Raw genomic sequence first — 17,866 nt, 5'->3', positions numbered from 1 at the left:
GACCGAACGCTCTGCGAGCCTGCTGGTCATGGTTCGCAGAGCGTTGCTAGGCTCTACGCAGTTCTGTCAGACATCCTTTAACGATCCGTCCAGAGAGGCGGAGAAGGAGGTCGTAGTTTGCCTGCGCCCGAAAGCTCGTCCGCTGACCCCGCCGTTCGCGAATTGCTGTCCTCGGCCGATGTGGGACGCACCATCTCCCGCATGGCCCATCAGATCATAGAGAAAACTGCTCTCGACGCGGCCGACTCGCCGCGCGTCGTCCTGCTGGGCATTCCCACTCGCGGCACGACCCTGGCCGAGCGCCTCGCCGAACGCATCGAGGCATTCTCCGGCGTGCGGCCCCCGCTGGGGTCGCTCGACATCACCCTGTACCGCGACGATTTGCGGAACAAGCCGCACCGCCCACTCGAGCGGACGTCGGTACCAGCAGGCGGAGTCGACGACGCGTTGGTCGTGCTGGTCGACGACGTGCTGTTCTCGGGCAGAACAGTCCGCTCCGCGCTCGATGCGCTACGGGATCTCGGCCGCCCCCGTGCCGTGCAGCTGGCGGTTCTCATCGACCGCGGTCACCGCGAACTTCCCCTCCGTGCGGACTACGTGGGCAAGAACGTCCCCACAGCGCGCACCGAGGACGTGTCGGTGCTGCTCTCGGAACACGACGGCCGCGACGGTGTCAGCCTGTCCGAGGGAGGATCGGCTCGATGAAGCATTTGCTCTCGGTCGCCGACCTGACGGCCGAATCGGCCACCGAGCTTCTCGACGAAGCCGAACGATTCGAGCAGGCGCTGCTCGGCCGCGAAGTCAAGAAGCTGCCGACACTCCGCGGACGCACCATCATGACGGTGTTCTTCGAGAACTCGACGCGTACTCGCGTCTCGTTCGAGGTGGCCGGCAAGTGGATGAGCGCCGACGTCATCAACGTCAGCGCGAGCAGCTCGTCGGTGTCGAAGGGGGAGTCGCTCCGCGACACCGCGATGACGTTGCGTGCTGCCGGAGCCGACGCGCTCATCGTCAGGCACCCGGCGTCGGGTGCTGCTCACCAGATCGCTCAGTGGACCGCCGATCAAGGAAGTTCGGATGGCCCGGCGGTGATCAACGCGGGCGACGGTACGCACGAACATCCCACCCAGGCCCTGCTCGACGCTCTGACGGTTCGTCAACGTCTGGGTAGTATCGCCGGCCGACGAGTCGCGATCGTGGGCGACATCCTGCACAGCCGGGTGGCGCGCTCGAATGCGATTCTGCTGGCCAAGCTCGGTGCCGAGGTGGTGCTGATCGCACCACCGACCCTGCTGCCCGTCGGAGTGACCGGCTGGCCGGTGCGGGTCTCGCACGACATCGACGCCGAACTGCCCGGTCTGGACGCTGTGCTGATGCTCAGAGTGCAGGCCGAGCGAATGAACGGCGGGTTCTTTCCCTCCGCTCGCGAGTACTCGATCACGTACGGGCTCTCGCAGCGCCGGCTCGACCTGCTGCCCGAGCATGCCGTCGTACTGCACCCGGGTCCGATGCTGCGCGGTATGGAGATCGCGTCCTCGGTGGCCGATTCTCCGAAAACTGCAGTCCTGCAACAGGTTACGAATGGAGTTCACGTGCGGATGGCGGTGCTGTTCCGATTGCTGGTCGGTTCGGACGGGGGCGCATCGTGAGTGCATCCGCGACTTCCGTCCTACTCCGCGGCGTGCTGCTGTACGGCGAGGGCCCCGAAATCGACGTTCTGATCACCGGTGAGGAGATCGCCGGTATCGGTTCGGACCTCGACGCCGACGGTGCCGAGGTCGTCGATGCCCGCGGCCAGATTCTGCTGCCCGGATTCGTCGACATGCACACGCACCTGCGCGAGCCCGGCCGCGAGGACACCGAAACGATCGAATCCGGTTCGGCAGCAGCTGCTCTGGGCGGCTACACCGCAGTGTTCGCGATGGCGAACACCGATCCGGTTGCCGACTCGGCGGTGGTCACCGATCACGTCTGGCGTCGGGGACAAGAAGTGGGCCTCGTCGACGTCCACCCGGTCGGTGCGATCACCGTCGGATTGAAGGGCAAGCAGCTCGCCGAGATGGCCACGATGGCAGCCGGAATCGGCCGGGTGAAGATGTTCTCGGACGACGGCCACTGCGTCGACGATCCACTGATCATGCGTCGGGCACTGGAGTACTCGAGTTCGCTCGGCGTGCTCATCGCCCAGCACGCCGAGGAGCCCCGGCTCACCGTCGGTGCCGTCGCACACGAGGGGCCAACAGCGGCGCGGCTCGGACTGGCCGGTTGGCCGCGCGCGGCCGAGGAATCGATCGTCGCACGGGACGCCCTGCTCGCACGTGACGCGGGTGCACGGGTGCACATCTGCCATGCATCCACCGCCGGCACCGTCGAGTTGATGAAATGGGCACGCGGACAGGGAATTTCGATCACCGCGGAGGTCACCCCGCATCACCTGCTGCTCGACGATTCGCGGCTCGAGACGTACGACGCGATCAACAAGGTGAATCCACCACTACGCGAGAAGTCCGATGTAGACGCCCTGCGTAAGGGCTTGGCCGACGGTGTGATCGATTGTGTGGCAACCGATCACGCTCCGCATGCCGAACAGGACAAGTGCTGTGAGTTCTCGATCGCCCGTCCCGGGATGCTCGGGCTCGAAACAGCACTGTCCATCGTCGTCGACACGATGGTGACACCGGGACTGCTCGATTGGCGCGGCGTGGCGCGGGTGATGAGCGAGCGTCCCGCCCAGATCGTCGGATTGGCCGATCAGGGACGGCCCATCGAGGTCGGCGAGATCGCCAATCTCACGCTGGTGGACCCGAATGCGAGCTGGACGGTCTCGGGTAAGAAACTGGCCAGCGTCGCACACAACACGCCGTTCGAGGACATGACCTTCTCCTCGAAGGTGACCACGACGGTGTTGCGCGGACGAATCACCGTCAGCGGCGGAGTCGTGACGAACAGAGCGGGAGAGTAGAGCCGTGGACAGAGTTCTCATCGTCATCGGATTCATCCTGTTCTGGGCGCTGATGATCGCGCTGATCTTCTGGGGTTGGCGAGGACGGCAGAAGCGCCAGGAAGAGCGAATCGGTGAATTCCCGGGCGTGCCCGACGATCTGGGTGCCACCCACATCGAGCCGAGCACCGGCCTGTACGTCGGGAGCACCATCGCGCCGAGCTGGCAGGACCGCATCGCCGTCGGCGACATCGGCCACCGCGCCACCGGTGAACTGTCGCGATACGAGAAGGGCATCCTGCTCGATCGAGACGGTGAATCTCCCATCTGGATTCCGGCGGAATCGATTCGCGCCATCCGCACCGAACGCGGATTGGCAGGCAAGGTCATGACCAAGGACGGGCTCCTGGTCATTCGCTGGGAGCTCCCGACGGGGACCGAGATAGACACGGGCTTCAGGGCCGACGACAAGCAGATCTACCCGGTGTGGACAGCGAGTTCCACCGGAGAAACCAAGGAGGAAACCGCGTGAGCAGCGCAGTTCTTGTTCTGGAGGACGGCCGGACATTCCGCGGCACCACATTCGGCGCACAGGGGCGCACCCTCGGCGAGGCCGTGTTCTGTACCGGAATGACCGGGTATCAGGAGACACTCACCGACCCGAGCTATCACCGACAGATCGTCGTCGCGACCGCGCCGCAGATCGGCAACACCGGCTGGAACCAAGAGGACGGTGAAGCCGCCAGCGCCCAGGATCCCAACAAGATCTGGGTCGCCGGATACGTCGTCCGAGATCCGGCGCGCCGCACCTCGAGTTGGCGCTCGACCGGAACTCTGCAGGATCAGCTCGAGGCCCAGAACGTCGTGGGCATCGCCGGAATCGATACGCGCGCCCTGGTACGTCACCTGCGCACGCGCGGCTCGATGCGAGCGGGAGTGTTCTCGGGCGACGCGCTCGGCACCTCGGACGAGATGCTCGATCAGGTGGTCGGCCAACCGTCGATGCTCGGCGCCGATCTCGCCGGTGAAGTGACCACTGGAGCCGGCTACACCATCGAGCCGGCCGGAGATGTTCGATTCACCGTCGTCGCAGTCGATCTCGGTATCAAGACCAACACTCCTCGGATGTTCGCCGAGCGCGGTATCCGGGTGCACGTGGTGCCATCGAACACCACCATCGAGCAGGTTCTGGAACTGAACCCGGACGGCGTCTTCCTCTCCAACGGACCGGGCGACCCGGCCACGGCCGACACCAGTGTCGCGTTGACCAGACAGGTACTCGAACGTGAGCTGCCGCTGTTCGGTATCTGCTTCGGCAACCAGATCTTCGGGCGGGCACTGGGCCGTGGCACCTACAAGATGAAGTTCGGCCACCGCGGCATGAACATCCCGGTCATCGAGCACACCACCGGCCGTATCGCGATCACCGCGCAGAATCACGGATTCGCACTCGAAGGCGAAGCGGGCGAGGAGTTCGACACCGACTTCGGCCGCGCCCGCATCAGTCACACCTGCGCCAACGACGGCACCGTCGAGGGCGTCGAGTTGATCGGCGGTAGCGCCTTCTCCGTGCAGTACCACCCCGAGGCCGCGGCGGGTCCGCACGACGCCGCCTACCTCTTCGACCGTTTCACCAGCGTCCTTCAGGAGAAGAAGTAATGCCACGCCGCACAGACCTGAACCACGTCCTGGTCATCGGATCGGGCCCGATCGTCATCGGTCAGGCCTGTGAGTTCGACTACTCCGGCACCCAGGCCTGCCGAGTGTTGCGCGAGGAAGGACTCCGCGTCAGCCTCGTCAACTCCAACCCCGCGACGATCATGACCGACCCCGAGTTCGCCGACGCCACCTACGTCGAGCCGATCACCGCGGAGTTCATCGAGAAGATCTTCGCGCGCGAGGCCGAGCAGGGTCACCCCATCCAAGCTGTACTCGCCACCCTGGGTGGACAGACGGCGCTCAATGCCGCTGTAGCGCTGCACGATCAGGGCATTCTCACCAAGTACGGCGTCGAGCTGATCGGTGCCGACTTCGACGCCATCCAGCGCGGCGAGGATCGGCAGAAGTTCAAGGACATCGTCGCCAAGGTCGGTGGCGAGTCGGCCAAGTCGGCCGTCTGCTACACGATGGACGAGGTCCGCGAGACCGTAGTCGAGCTCGGCTTCCCGGTCGTCGTTCGCCCGTCGTTCACCATGGGTGGTCTCGGTTCGGGGTTGGCCTACAACGACGAGGATCTGACCCGGATCGCCGGCGGCGGGCTGTCGGCCTCGCCCACGGCGAACGTCCTCATCGAGGAGTCCATCCTCGGCTGGAAGGAATACGAGCTCGAGTTGATGCGTGACGGCCGCGACAACGTGGTCATCGTGTGTTCCATCGAGAACGTGGATCCCGTGGGCGTGCACACCGGCGACTCGGTCACCGTCGCCCCGGCCATGACGCTGACCGACCGCGAATACCAGAAGATGCGCGACCTCTCCATCGACATCCTGCGTGAGGTGGGCGTCGACACCGGTGGCTGCAACATCCAGTTCGCGATGGACCCGGCGGACGGGCGCCTCGTCGTCATCGAGATGAACCCGCGCGTGTCGCGCTCGTCGGCTCTGGCGTCGAAGGCAACCGGTTACCCGATCGCGAAGATGGCCGCCAAGCTGGCCATCGGCTACACCCTCGACGAGATCGTCAACGACATCACCCGCGAGACCCCGGCGTGCTTCGAGCCGACCCTGGACTACGTGGTCGTCAAGGCTCCGCGGTTCGCGTTCGAGAAGTTCCCCGGTGCCGATGGCACGCTGACCACGACGATGAAGTCCGTCGGTGAGGCGATGTCCATCGGCCGCAACTTCACCGAGGCCTTCGGCAAGGTGATGCGCTCGCTCGAAACCAAGCGCGCGGGGTACTGGACCGGCCCCGAGGTCGAGGCAGAGAGCCTCGAAGCACTCCTCGAGGACCTGTCCGTTCCTCAGGACGGTCGGATGTACGGAATCGAGAAGGCGTTCGCGATGGGTGCCACCCTCGAGCAGCTCTTCGAGGCCACCAAGATCGACCCGTGGTTCCTCGACCAGTTCCAGCAGATCCACGAACTCGGCGTTCAGGTCCGCGAGGCCGCCGAATTTGACGAGGCGCTGCTGCGGCAGGCGAAGTATCACGGTCTCTCCGACCGCCAGATCGCCGCTCTGCGTCCCGAACTCGACGGCGAGGACGGAGTGCGTGCGCTGCGTACCGAGCTCGGTGTGCATCCGGTCTACAAGACGGTCGACACCTGCGCCGCCGAGTTCGAGGCCAAGACGCCGTACCACTACGGCACCTACGAGCTCGACCCCGACGCCGAATCCGAGGTCGCCCCGCAGCCGGACCGCCCCAAGGTGCTCATCCTGGGCTCGGGTCCCAACCGCATCGGCCAGGGCATCGAATTCGACTACAGCTGTGTGCACGCGGCGCAGACACTGTCCGAGGCCGGCTACGAGACGGTGATGGTCAACTGCAACCCCGAAACCGTCTCCACCGACTACGACACCGCCGACCGCCTGTACTTCGAGCCACTGACCTTCGAGGACGTCCTCGAGGTGTACCGGGCCGAGGCGGCGTCGGGCACGGTGCGGGGCGTCATCGTCCAGCTCGGCGGGCAGACCCCACTCGGACTCGCCAAGCGACTGAAGGCCGCAGGCGTCCCGATCGTCGGAACGTCGCCCGAGGCCATCGACCTCGCCGAGGACCGGGGTGAATTCGGCAAGGTACTCGACGCAGCCGGACTGCCTGCAGCGAAATACGGCACCGCGACCACGTTCGACGGAGCCCGTGAGATCGCCGCAGGCATCGGTTACCCGGTGCTGGTGCGTCCGTCCTACGTTCTGGGCGGACGCGGCATGGAGATCGTGTACGACGAGGCATCACTCGCCACGTACATCTCCAACGCGACGGAGATCTCGGACGACCGTCCGGTGCTGGTCGACCGATTCCTCGAAGATGCAGTCGAAATCGACGTCGACGCACTGTGCGACGGCACCGAGGTCTACATCGGCGGCATCATGGAACACATCGAGGAGGCCGGTATCCACTCCGGCGACTCGGCGTGCGCGTTGCCGCCGATCACGCTCGGCAAGACCGACATCGAGAACGTCCGACGGTCCACCGAGGCTCTCGCGAAGGGCATCGGCGTCCGCGGCCTGCTCAACGTGCAGTACGCACTCAAGGACGACATCCTGTATGTCCTCGAGGCCAACCCGCGTGCGAGCCGCACCGTTCCGTTCGTCTCCAAGGCGACTGCCGTACAGCTCGCGAAGGCCTGCGCCCGAGTGATGCTCGGGGAGAGCATCGCCGAGTTGCGGACCGCAGGCATCCTGCCCGAGACCGGGGACGGTGGCACCGTCCCGGCCGGAGCCCCGATCGCAGTCAAGGAAGCGGTGTTGCCGTTCAACCGGTTCCGTCGTGCGGACGGAACCGGAGTGGACACTCTGCTCAGCCCCGAGATGAAGTCCACCGGAGAGGTGATGGGAATCGACTTCGATTTCGGTACCGCTTTCGCCAAGAGTCAGACCGCCGCGTACGGCTCGTTGCCCGCAGGCGGCGCGGTGTTCGTATCGGTGGCCAACAAGGACAAGCGATCACTGATCTTCCCGGTGAAGCGACTCGCGGATCTGGGCTTCACGATTCTGGCGACCGAAGGCACTGCAGATGTGTTGCGCCGCAACGGAATCAAATGTGAGCAGGTGTACAAGCAGTCCGGCGAGGACGTGCCGGAGGGGGAGCGGACCATCGTCGACCGGATACTCGCCGGTGACATCGCCATGGTGATCAACACTCCGTACGGCAACTCCGGCCCCCGCGTCGACGGGTACGAGATCCGTAGCGCCGCAGTGGCGCAGAACATTCCGTGTATCACCACGGTGCAGGGCGCGTCGGCAGCCGTGCAGGGCATCGAAGCCGGTATCGCCGGCGGAATCGGTGTTCGCTCGTTGCAGGATCTGCATGCGGGTCTGAAGCAGGGGCTGGGAGTGGAGCCTGCGGAACGACCCGGGAATGCGGGAGTGGAATGAGCCATCGGAGTTGGTCGGATCGTGTGCGCGCCGCGGTCGCGGCGCGCGGTCGACTGTGTGTCGGTATCGATCCGCATCCGGCGCTGCTCGAGGCGTGGGAGTTGCCACGCTCGGCGGACGGTCTCGAGGTGTTCGCCGAGCTGTGCGTCGAGGCGTTCGTCGGTGAGGTGGCGATCGTCAAGCCCCAGGTGGCGTTCTTCGAGGCGTACGGATCTGCCGGGTACGCGGTGCTCGAACGCACTGTCAGTGTGCTTCGGGATGCGGGCACCCTGGTGATCGCCGATGCGAAGCGCGGCGACATCGGCACCACGATGGATGCGTACGCGCAGGCCTGGCTGGAACCCGATTCTCCGTTGTCGTCGGATGCTGTCACGGTGTCGCCGTACCTGGGCTTCGATTCGCTGGGGGAGACCGTCGATCGAGCAGTGCGACACCAGCGCGGGCTGTTCGTGCTGGCCCGTACCTCGAATGCGGAAGGCTCGGCCCTGCAGCAGGCGGCGACGTCGAACGGCGGGTCGGTGGCTCAGTCCATCGTCGATGCGGCGTCGACGCGTAATCGCGTCGATGCCGACACAGTGGGCTTGGTCGTCGGCGCCACTCGTGATCATGGTCTCGACCTGTCGAACTACACCGGTCCCATCCTCGCGCCGGGTCTGGGAGCACAGGGAGCGACGGTTGCCGATCTCGCTGAGATCTTCCGCGATTCGCGTGAGCTGTTGCTTCCCAACTCCTCTCGGGGTGTCCTGGCGGCAGGCCGGTCGGTGACGGCATTGCGCGACGCGGCGACGCGGTTGCGCGACGAGATAGAAGCCGGTCTCGCATAGTCGACGCTGCCGCGCTCCGGCACTCGGGGGCGAGTGAGCGGTGAACGCGAGTCGTCGGTACGGTCGCTAGCGCTGCCGACGAACAGTGCGGATCGCCAGTGCGGAGCGCTGACGACCGCGGTCCGTGGCAGTGGAACACCGATGGTCGACGTACCGACAGCGATCGTGTGCGTCGTATCGCCCAGACGAGAAGACGGAGGAACCGACAGTGGCCCTTCCCCAGTTGACCCCCGAGCAGCGTGCCGCTGCCCTCGAGAAGGCAGCGATCGCCAGGAAAGCGCGCGCCGAGCTCAAGGAGCGTCTCAAGCGCGGCGGCACCGATCTCAAGCAGGTGCTCAAAGATGCCGAGACGGACGAGATTCTCGGAAAGATGAAGGTCTCCGCGTTGCTCGAGGCCCTGCCGAAGGTGGGCAAGGTCAAGGCCGCGGAGTTGATGACGGAATTGGAGATCGCGCCGACCCGTCGACTGCGCGGTCTCGGCGATCGGCAGCGCAGGGCGCTGTTGACGAAGTTCGATTTCGAGGCCTGACGGCGGTGAGTGACACTGCGGCGACGTCGGTCCCGGAGAACAAGCGCGGCCGGTTGGTGGTGCTGTCCGGCCCCTCCGGCGTCGGCAAGTCCAGTGTCGTTCGGCTCGTGCGTGCGGCGCTGCCCGAGCTGGTCTTCAGTGTGTCGGTCACGACGCGTTCACCGCGGCCGGGCGAGGTGGACGGGCAGGATTACCACTTCGTGTCGGCCGGCGAGTTCGATCGGATGATCGCCGACGACGAGCTGCTCGAGTGGGCGAGTATCCACGGTGGGCTGCAGCGGTCGGGGACTCCGGCCGCACCCGTGGAGGCCGCGCTCGAGGCGGGCAGCCCGGTGCTGCTCGAGCTCGATCTGGCCGGTGCCCGTGCCGTACGGGTGTCCAAGCCCGAGGCTGTGCTGGTGTTCATGGCACCACCGACATGGGACGACCTGGTCTCTCGTCTGGTCGGGCGCGCGACCGAGGAGAGCGCGGCCACCGAGCGGAGGTTGGAGACCGCACGGGTGGAATTGGCCGCACAGGACGAGTTCGACACGGTGGTTGTCAATACCGATGTCGACCATTCGTGCGAACAGTTGGTATCCTTGTTGGTCGGTAGGTCGTCGGTCGGCAACAGCTGACCAGTTTCACGGCGCACGAGGCCCCGACCAGCTAGTTCGTAGCACCAACGATGCAATTTCAGGAGATCATCAGTGAGCAGCATTTCAGCGGCCGTTTCCGACTTCGACGGACGCAGCGCTCTGCCGGCCTACGACACGCCGCTCGGCATCACCAATCCACCCATCGACGAGCTGCTCGCCCGCACCTCGTCCAAGTACGCCCTCGTGATCTACGCAGCCAAGCGTGCGCGTCAGATCAACGACTACTACAACCAGCTCGGTGACGGCATCCTCGAGTACGTGGGTCCGCTGGTCGAGCCGGGTCTGCAAGAGAAGCCGTTGTCGATCGCTCTCCGCGAGATCCACGCGGACCTGCTCGAGCACACCGAAGGCGAATAAGAACCTCACAGAGGACATCTGACTTGCACGTTGTCGTCGGAGTCGGCGGAGGTATCGCCGCCTACAAGAGTTGTTCGCTCATCCGCAGTTTCACCGAGAGCGGGCATCAGGTACGGGTGATTCCGACCGCGTCCGCCTTGGAGTTCGTCGGGCGCGCGACGTTCGAAGCCCTGTCCGGTCAACCGGTGCACACCGGGGTCTTCGCGGATGTCCCGGAAGTCCCACACGTCCGCCTGGGTCAGGAGGCGGACCTGCTCGTCGTTGCCCCCGCGACAGCGGACCTCATGGCCCGCATCGCCGGGGGACGTGCCGATGATCTCCTGACGGCCACCCTCCTCACCGCGCGGTGTCCGGTGGTCCTGGCTCCGGCGATGCACACGGAGATGTGGGAGCACCCCGCCACGGTCGCCAACGTCGCGACCCTGCGCTCGCGCGGAACGCACGTGATCGAACCTGCATCGGGGCGCTTGACCGGACGTGACACCGGGTCGGGCCGACTTCCGGAGCCGGACGAGATCTTCGCGCTCTCGATGCTGGTGACCGAGCGAGCGGATGCGCTCCCTCGGGACCTCGAAGGACGCCATGTTCTGGTGTCTGCCGGAGGCACTCGTGAGCCTCTCGACCCGGTCCGTTTTCTGGGCAATCGAAGCTCAGGCAAGCAGGGATACGCACTGGCGCGAGTGGCTGCGCAACGCGGAGCCCAGGTGACGCTGGTCGCCGGGTACACCAGCGACCTCGACGCTCCGGCCGCGGTCGACGTGGTGCACGTCAAAACGGCGTCCGACATGCAGGATGCCGTTCGCAAACTTGCCGTCGGTGTCGATGCTGTGGTGATGGCGGCCGCGGTCGCCGACTTCCGCCCGGAGTCCATCGCGGGCAGCAAGATCAAGAAGGGGTCGAACGAGCCGTCGTCGATCCCGCTGGTCCGCAACGACGACATACTCGCCGGCCTCGTGTCGGCTCGCCGCGACGGTGAGCTCGAATCGTCGACTGTCATCGTCGGATTTGCCGCCGAGACCGGGGACGCGGACGGAGACGTGTTGACTTATGCGCGGGCCAAGCTCGAACGCAAGGGCTGCGACCTGCTCGTCGTCAACGCTGTCGGTGACGGCAAGGCATTCGAGGTCGACCACAACGACGGATGGTTGCTCGGTTCCGACGGTTCCGAGGCTGCGCTCGGAGAGGGCTCCAAAGCGCTTCTCGCGAGCCGCGTGCTGGATTCGGTGGCGCAGATGCTCGACGCACGGAGTCCTCGACCGAAGTCGAATCCGTGATGATGCCAAGGGTGCACGATCGATGTCGCACCGGCTACCGTGCTGGGCACCACGTGTAGTGCCATAGAGGTTTGCCTGGCTCCGTCAGGGGCCATAACACCGAGGGAACGTTCAATTTTTCGTGGAGTGCCCGACCGGCGCGAGGCGTCGGGTCGGGCAGGAACATGCGTCGAGAGGAAGTCCGTGAGCAAGTCCGGTAGTCGGCTTTTCACCAGCGAGTCCGTCACAGAGGGTCATCCCGACAAGATCTGTGACGCCATCAGCGATTCGATTCTCGACGCTCTGTTGACGGAGGATCCGCGTGCTCGTGTGGCCGTGGAGACCCTGGTCACCACCGGCCAGGTGCATGTCGCGGGTGAGGTCAATACCACCGCGTACGCCGACATCCCCAAGATCGTGCGCGAGAAGGTGCTCGAGATCGGGTACGACTCGTCGGCCAAGGGGTTCGACGGAAATTCGTGCGGCGTGAACGTCGCGATCGGCGCGCAGTCTCCCGAGATTGCTCAGGGCGTCGATCATTCGCACGAGGCCAGAGTCGAAGGACTGTCCGACGACGAGATCGACCGTCAGGGGGCGGGGGATCAGGGGTTGATGTTCGGGTACGCCAACACCGATACTCCCGAGCTGATGCCGCTGCCGATCGCGTTGGCGCACCGTCTTTCTCGGCGGCTGACCGAGGTCCGCAAGAGTGGGGTGCTGCCTTACCTGCGTCCGGACGGCAAGACGCAGGTGACGATCGAATACGACGGTGACAACGCCGTTCGCCTCGACACCGTGGTGATCTCGACTCAGCATGCGGCCGACATCGATCTCGACAATCTGCTCACTCCAGATATTCGGGAGAAGGTGCTCGGGTCGGTGCTCGCAGAGTTGGACGTGCCGACGCTGGACACGTCCGATGTGCGGCTGTTGGTCAATCCCACCGGAAAGTTCGTGCTCGGTGGACCGATGGGTGACGCCGGGCTGACCGGTCGCAAGATCATCGTCGACACCTACGGCGGCATGGCACGGCACGGCGGTGGCGCGTTCTCCGGCAAGGACCCGTCCAAGGTCGACCGCAGCGCCGCGTACGCGATGCGTTGGGTCGCGAAGAACGCTGTTGCGGCTGGGCTCGCCGAGCGCATAGAGGTCCAGGTGGCGTACGCCATCGGCAAGGCCGCGCCGGTCGGGTTGTTCGTCGAGACGTTCGGCACCGAGAAGACCGATCCCGCGCGTATTCAGGCGGCGATCAGCGAGGTGTTCGACTTGCGTCCCGGTGCCATCATTCGTGATCTGGATCTGCTGCGACCGATCTACGCGCCCACTGCGGCGTACGGTCACTTCGGCCGCACGGATATCGATCTTCCGTGGGAGTCGACCGATCGCGCCGACAAGCTCCGCGAGGCTGCCGGACTCTGAGTTGGGCAGCGACCGTTCTGCACGTACCCTGCTCGCACCGCCTCGGTGCTCCGACATCGAGTGTGGGGTGAGAATCGAGGAGGAGGTGCGGTGGCGGGCGTAGCACGGGTGGCGGCGTCGGATCTTCCGATCGCGCGCATTCTCCCGATGTTGCCGCTGCCGCATCTCGACCGCGAGTTCGACTACCTCGTTCCCGAGGAGGTGAGCAGTGACGCTCAGCCCGGTGTGCGGGTTCGGGTGCGGTTCGCGGGCCGACTGGTCGACGGTTTCGTGTTGGCCAGACTCGCCGAGACCGAGCATTCCGGCAAGCTCGGCTGGCTCGATCGGGTGGTGTCGGCGGAGCGAGTTCTGACCCCGGAGATCGCGGAACTGGCCGAGGCCGTGGCCGATCGGTACGCCGGGACCAGAGCGGACGTGCTGCGTCTGGCGATCCCGGCCCGCCACGCCCGAGTCGAGGCGGAACAGACCCCCGTCGTCGAGCCGCCGGTCGAGCCTGCCATCGACAGGGCAGCATGGTCTGCCTACACCCACGGCCCGAACTTCCTCGACGCGTTGGCATCGGGACGCATACCGCGAGCGGTATGGCAGGCGTTGCCCGGCGAGCGGTGGCCGGTGCGGTTGGCGGAGGCCGCTGCCGTGACCGTCGCCGGCGGTCGATCCGCGGTGATGGTGGTGCCAGATCAGCGAGACCTCGACCGACTGGAGACGGCCTGCACGGCTCTGCTCGGTGCCGACCGGGTGGTGGCATTGTCGGCCGGATTGGGTCCGGCGAAGCGGTATCGGCAATGGTTGCGTGGTCTGCGATCGGGCCCGGTCGTTGTGGTGGGGACGCGCAGTGCCGTGTTCGCTCCGGTGTCCACTCTCGGCATGATTGCCGTCTGGGACGACGGTGACGACAGTTTCGCCGAGCCCCGCTCGCCGTATCCGCACGCCAGAGAAGTGGCGTTGCTCCGAGCGCATGTGTCCGGGGCAGCGGTGGTCATCGGCGGACACTCGCGGACGGCGGAGGCGGAAGCTCTCGTGGATTCCGGTTGGGCACACGATCTGGTGGCTCCACGTGAGCTGGTCCGTGAGCGTCAACCCCATGTGGTGGCCTTGGCAGACTCGGACCATGCGCTCGCGCGGGATCCAGCAGCTCGTGTCGCTCGGTTGCCCGCGATCGCATTCGAGGCGGCGCGAGCGGCACTGAAGGCCGATTCGCCTGTGCTGGTTCAAGTTCCGCGCGGCGGATACGTTCCGTCGCTGGCGTGCGCGAAGTGTCGGCATCCGGCTCGGTGCCGCAGGTGCAACGGGCCGTTGGCCCTGCCCTCCGCCCCGGGGAGCGACGGAGCCGGCAGTCCGACGTGCTCGTGGTGTGGAATCGCCGACACCGCGCATCGGTGCACGGTCTGCGGATCACGCAACCTGCGGGCGGTCGTGATCGGCGCGGGCCGTACGGCCGAGGAACTCGGACGGGCGTTTCCCGGCGTACCGGTACACAACTCGGGAGGCACCACCGTGCTCGACGCCGTTCGACCCGGTGCCGGTCTGGTCGTGTCCACCGTCGGTGCCGAGCCGACGGTCGACGGTGGGTACGGCGCGGCCCTCTTGCTGGACGGCTGGGCCCTGCTCGGCCGGGCGGACCTGCGCGCCGCAGAGGAGACACTGCGTCGGTGGATGACGGCCGCAGCCCTGGTCCGGCCGGGGGCGGCAGGTGGCCGCGTGGTCGTCGTCGCCGAGTCCGAGATACCCACGGTGCAGGCGCTGGTTCGCTGGGATCCGCTGTGGCACGCCAGAAGTCAGTTGGACGAACGAGTCGAGGTACGGTTCCCGCCCGCCGTGCACGTCGCGGCGATCGACGGAACCACCGATGCGATCACCGCGTTGGTGGAGAGTGCAGATCTGCCCGAGGCAGTGGAAATACTCGGACCGGTCGATCTGCCCGACGGCCAACGGGCGCCCGCGGGCAGCGGTGAGGACGTACTTCCCGGTGATGTGCAGCGGCTGTTGATACGCGTGCCGCGCAGCACCGGGGCGGCATTGGCGCGAGCGCTGGCTACCGCGCAGGCGTCTCGTAGTGCCAAGAAGCACGGCGGCGGAGTGCGGGTTCAGATAGACCCGATTCGAATCGGCTGATCCTGCCGTCCTGGCTCGACGTGACCTAAGGTTGCGTCGGGGCGGCGCACGGGGCGCCGATGAGAGGTGGGTCGGGGATATGAAGAGAAGGCAGCTCTTTCGCCGTGCGACAACAGGTTTGGCAGTGGTGATCGGGGCCCGTCTGGTGGCACCCGCCACCGCCGACGCCCTGCCCGGTACCGGCTCGGCGCAGCCACCGTCACCGGCCGTTCCTTTGGATCGAGTGCTACGGATCGTGTCGCTGTCGCACATCAACGATCCGGCGCTCACCCCGATCTTTCCCGGCGATCCGGAATTCTCTCTCGAGACGGCGTTCACCGTCGCGGACGACGGCTTCTACCTCCAGTACGTCAAGGAGGGCGAGCACACCGGCACGCACTGGGGAGCGCCCGCGCACTTCCAGGAAGGTGGGCTTACCGCCGACCAGCTCGATCCGGAGGATCTGTTTCTGCCTGCGGTGAAGATCGACATTCGTGATCGGGCGGCCGCCGACGCGGACTACGCCGTGACGGTGGCCGACCTGCAGAACTGGGAAGCAGTCAATGGAGCCATTCCGCGAGGGGCGGCTGTCATTCTGTGGACCGGATGGGCGTCACGCTGGGGGACCGATGCCTACGCCAACGCGGACGCGGACGGTGTGACGCACCAACCCGGGTTCTCCGCGGAGGCGGCGCAGTGGTTGATAGACACGGGCAGGCTCGCCGACAGAGGTGCCCTCGGTACCGACACCTTCGGACCCGATCTGGGGAACGACGAAACCTATCCGGTGTCCGTCAAGCTCTACGACAGGCGTCGGATCAGCCTGGAGAACCTGACCAATCTGGAGTCGATTCCGACCACGGGGGCTTACGTTCTGGTCGGTGGCCCGATCAACCGAGCCGGATCCGGTTCGCCTGCAACCATTTTCGGTCTGGTACCCAGAATCGCCTGATCGGAACCGCTCGGTACCGCGCTGAGTGTGCCTGCTGTGTCGTAGGCGTATATACCGGCCTTGCCCTCGTGTTTGGCCTTGTACATCGCGCGATCGGCCAGCCGCATCAGCTCGTCCTCGTCGACGTCGGAGGTGTCGGAGCCGGCCACGGTCGTGGTGTCGTGGGGTCTGCGGTCGAGCGGACCGATCTGCACCACGCCCACACAGACACCGACCGACACCGAATGACCGTCGATCTCGTGCGTTGTCCGCATCGCCTCGGCGATGCGGACCGCCGTCGCGCGACCGGTATCGAGGTCCGCGTACACCAGGGCGGTGAACTCGTCGCCGCCGAAGCGCGCCACCACACCGTCGACGACGCATCGGTCGAGGCGGCGTGCAAGTTCGACCAGGAGTCGATCGCCGCCGCCGTGGCCGAATCTATCGTTGACGCTCTTGAAGTCGTCGAGGTCGATCAGCAGCAGGGCGGCGCGGACCCGGCCCGCTCGAGCGTCGTTCACCGCCGCTCGAAGGTGTTCGTCGAACGAAGACCGGTTGAGCAGCCCGGTCAGCCCGTCATGGTGCGCGCGGTACGTCAGCTCGGCCTGTGCCCGAGACAGGCTCCGGAGCAGATTGTCGTTCTGAACCAGGGTGATCACCTGGCGAACGAGCGAGAGCAGCACCACGGCCACCCCGAGTACCACGACGGTCGAATCCAGGTCCCCGGTCTGCACACGCAGTATCGCCAACACGATCCCTATTGCACCCATGAGCGCGTACGGCAACAGCAGCTGCGTTCTCTCACCGGTGACAGTCTCGGTATACGCCCGCGCAGTGGTCTCCGATCCGTGCAGCGACGATCCGTGCAGCGACGAGCCGCGCGGCGACGGATTGTCGTCGACGGTTCTGGGGGCGGCGGCCGCGAGAGCGATGAGCGCAGTCCCTGCGATGAATCCGCCGTCGGTCAGAACCGGCATGAAATCCGCACCGGTGGCGACGAGATACGCGTAGATGCTGTCGGAAATCGCCATCATCAGGATCCCGGCACCGAGCAGGGTGAGCTGCGTTCGGTATCTCGACGCGATCTTCGGGATCACGGCGAGCAGCACGATCATGGCCACGAGAACCAGGTCGGTGATGGGATACATGATCGCCACGAGGAACTCGATGGACGTGGCTTCCGACGAGTGCACGACCGCACCGAGCACGGTGGCCCAGGAGAGCACGAAAAGGGACCCGACGACGACCGCCCCGTCGAGCGACGACATCACCCAGACATGGCGTGCACCTGAGGCCGCCCGTCGGGGCGACAGGCCCACGAAGGCGAGCAACGCCGGCACAGCGAAGATCGGGAAGAGGAAGAACCCGACGTCGGCGACCGATGCGGTCGGCAGCGGCATGTCGAGGGCTGATCGGTAGAAGGCCCAGACCGCCATTCCTGCACTCCAGCACGCCATTCCTGCGGCCATCAGAACGCGCCACTGCCGTTCGGAGCCCGTCCTTCTCGACGCCGTCCGCCAGCAGACGACCGTCGCAGTGATACCACCCGCGAGCTGTGCGACGTCGTCGATCAGTACTGAGATTCGCTGGCCGAGAACATTGGAACCGGCGAGCAGGACGATGGCGAGGACGCAGCCGAGAACGACGGTCACGCGTCGCCTCGTTGATCCGGCCACAGGCCCCCCTCGTTCGTGAGCGAGCGCTTTCGAGCCGGCCGCTGCAATTCGGTGCGTTCGACGAGAGCTCGTACCGACCGAGCCATTCTAACGAGCGAGATCGATCCACGACGCGTTCCTCGGATGTAGAAACGTGGAGGTTGCCTCTGAACCTTGACGAAGATCTATTGT

General features: G+C 65.9%; 15 protein-coding genes. 14 read left to right on the top strand and 1 reads right to left on the bottom strand.

Going from position 1 to position 17,866, the window contains the following annotated elements; genetic code table 11:
- Positions 1-117: 117 nt before the first annotated feature.
- From pyrR to R4P57_RS16530, 14 genes are all read left to right on the top strand, one after another.
- Positions 118-705 (top strand): bifunctional pyr operon transcriptional regulator/uracil phosphoribosyltransferase PyrR, encoded by a 588-nt coding sequence (pyrR, locus tag R4P57_RS16595; RefSeq protein WP_317803894.1) that lies wholly within the window; start codon positions 118-120, stop codon positions 703-705.
- Positions 702-1,649, top strand: a complete 948-nt coding sequence (locus tag R4P57_RS16590; protein WP_317803893.1) for an aspartate carbamoyltransferase catalytic subunit — start codon at positions 702-704, stop codon at positions 1,647-1,649. Before pyrR ends, R4P57_RS16590 begins: the two co-directional genes overlap by 4 nt.
- Positions 1,646-2,962: a dihydroorotase gene (locus tag R4P57_RS16585; RefSeq protein WP_317803892.1), complete on the top strand. Its 1,317-nt coding sequence runs from the start codon at positions 1,646-1,648 to the stop codon at positions 2,960-2,962. Before R4P57_RS16590 ends, R4P57_RS16585 begins: the two co-directional genes overlap by 4 nt.
- A 4-nt stretch (positions 2,963-2,966) precedes the next feature.
- Positions 2,967-3,473 (top strand): transporter, encoded by a 507-nt coding sequence (locus R4P57_RS16580; protein ID WP_317803891.1) that lies wholly within the window; start codon positions 2,967-2,969, stop codon positions 3,471-3,473.
- Positions 3,470-4,600 (top strand): glutamine-hydrolyzing carbamoyl-phosphate synthase small subunit, encoded by a 1,131-nt coding sequence (carA, locus tag R4P57_RS16575; RefSeq protein WP_317803890.1) that lies wholly within the window; start codon positions 3,470-3,472, stop codon positions 4,598-4,600. The genes R4P57_RS16580 and carA overlap by 4 nt, the downstream gene beginning before the upstream one ends.
- Positions 4,600-7,974 carry a carbamoyl-phosphate synthase large subunit gene (carB, locus tag R4P57_RS16570; protein WP_317803889.1) on the top strand — a complete coding sequence of 1,125 codons (3,375 nt, stop codon included), beginning with the start codon at positions 4,600-4,602 and terminating at the stop codon, positions 7,972-7,974. Before carA ends, carB begins: the two co-directional genes overlap by 1 nt.
- Complete coding sequence (gene pyrF / locus R4P57_RS16565) at positions 7,971-8,798, top strand: orotidine-5'-phosphate decarboxylase (RefSeq protein ID WP_317803888.1); 828 nt, start codon at positions 7,971-7,973, stop codon at positions 8,796-8,798. Before carB ends, pyrF begins: the two co-directional genes overlap by 4 nt.
- A 208-nt stretch (positions 8,799-9,006) precedes the next feature.
- Positions 9,007-9,327 carry an integration host factor, actinobacterial type gene (gene mihF / locus R4P57_RS16560; RefSeq protein ID WP_317803887.1) on the top strand — a complete coding sequence of 107 codons (321 nt, stop codon included), beginning with the start codon at positions 9,007-9,009 and terminating at the stop codon, positions 9,325-9,327.
- Positions 9,328-9,332: 5 nt separating this feature from the next.
- A complete protein-coding gene (gene gmk, locus R4P57_RS16555; RefSeq protein ID WP_317803886.1) occupies positions 9,333-9,944 on the top strand; it encodes a guanylate kinase in 612 nt (203 codons plus the stop codon).
- A 72-nt stretch (positions 9,945-10,016) separates the two neighbouring features.
- The gene (gene rpoZ / locus R4P57_RS16550) at positions 10,017-10,322 is read left to right on the top strand and encodes a DNA-directed RNA polymerase subunit omega (protein WP_032377808.1); all 306 of its coding nucleotides are present in this window, start codon (positions 10,017-10,019) and stop codon (positions 10,320-10,322) included.
- A gap of 23 nt (positions 10,323-10,345) precedes the next feature.
- Complete coding sequence (gene coaBC / locus R4P57_RS16545; RefSeq protein ID WP_317803885.1) at positions 10,346-11,596, top strand: bifunctional phosphopantothenoylcysteine decarboxylase/phosphopantothenate--cysteine ligase CoaBC; 1,251 nt, start codon at positions 10,346-10,348, stop codon at positions 11,594-11,596.
- Positions 11,597-11,779: 183 nt separating this feature from the next.
- A complete protein-coding gene (gene metK / locus R4P57_RS16540) occupies positions 11,780-12,994 on the top strand; it encodes a methionine adenosyltransferase (protein ID WP_317803884.1) in 1,215 nt (404 codons plus the stop codon).
- Positions 12,995-13,141: 147 nt separating this feature from the next.
- Positions 13,142-15,109: a primosomal protein N' gene (locus tag R4P57_RS16535; protein WP_317803961.1), complete on the top strand. Its 1,968-nt coding sequence runs from the start codon at positions 13,142-13,144 to the stop codon at positions 15,107-15,109.
- Positions 15,110-15,188: 79 nt separating this feature from the next.
- Entirely contained in the window at positions 15,189-16,040 is an 852-nt protein-coding gene (locus R4P57_RS16530) for a cyclase family protein (protein ID WP_317803883.1), read from the top strand.
- Here R4P57_RS16530 and R4P57_RS16525 read toward each other — a convergent pair.
- Entirely contained in the window at positions 15,956-17,671 is a 1,716-nt protein-coding gene (locus R4P57_RS16525) for a diguanylate cyclase domain-containing protein (RefSeq protein WP_317803882.1), read from the bottom strand. The two genes, R4P57_RS16530 and R4P57_RS16525, sit on opposite strands and share 85 nt — an antisense overlap.
- Positions 17,672-17,866 lie beyond the last annotated feature (195 nt).

Source organism: Rhodococcus sp. IEGM 1330, from assembly GCF_033142445.1.
In the GTDB taxonomy this organism is placed as follows: Bacteria; Actinomycetota; Actinomycetes; order Mycobacteriales; family Mycobacteriaceae; genus Rhodococcoides.
The sequence above is the reverse complement of the archived record's forward strand: the minus strand, read 5'-3'. Positions and strand labels throughout refer to the sequence as shown.

What these genes read in the sequence shown, in the direction of transcription:
- R4P57_RS16590 (WP_317803893.1), top strand. Translation starts at nt 702, where the DNA reads ATGAAGCATTTGCTCTCGGTCGCCGACCTGACGGCCGAATCGGCCACC.
- carB (WP_317803889.1), top strand. Translation starts at nt 4,600, where the DNA reads ATGCCACGCCGCACAGACCTGAACCACGTCCTGGTCATCGGATCGGGC.
- pyrF (WP_317803888.1), top strand. Translation starts at nt 7,971, where the DNA reads ATGAGCCATCGGAGTTGGTCGGATCGTGTGCGCGCCGCGGTCGCGGCG.
- R4P57_RS16535 (WP_317803961.1), top strand. Translation starts at nt 13,142, where the DNA reads ATGTTGCCGCTGCCGCATCTCGACCGCGAGTTCGACTACCTCGTTCCC.
- R4P57_RS16530 (WP_317803883.1), top strand. Translation starts at nt 15,189, where the DNA reads ATGAAGAGAAGGCAGCTCTTTCGCCGTGCGACAACAGGTTTGGCAGTG.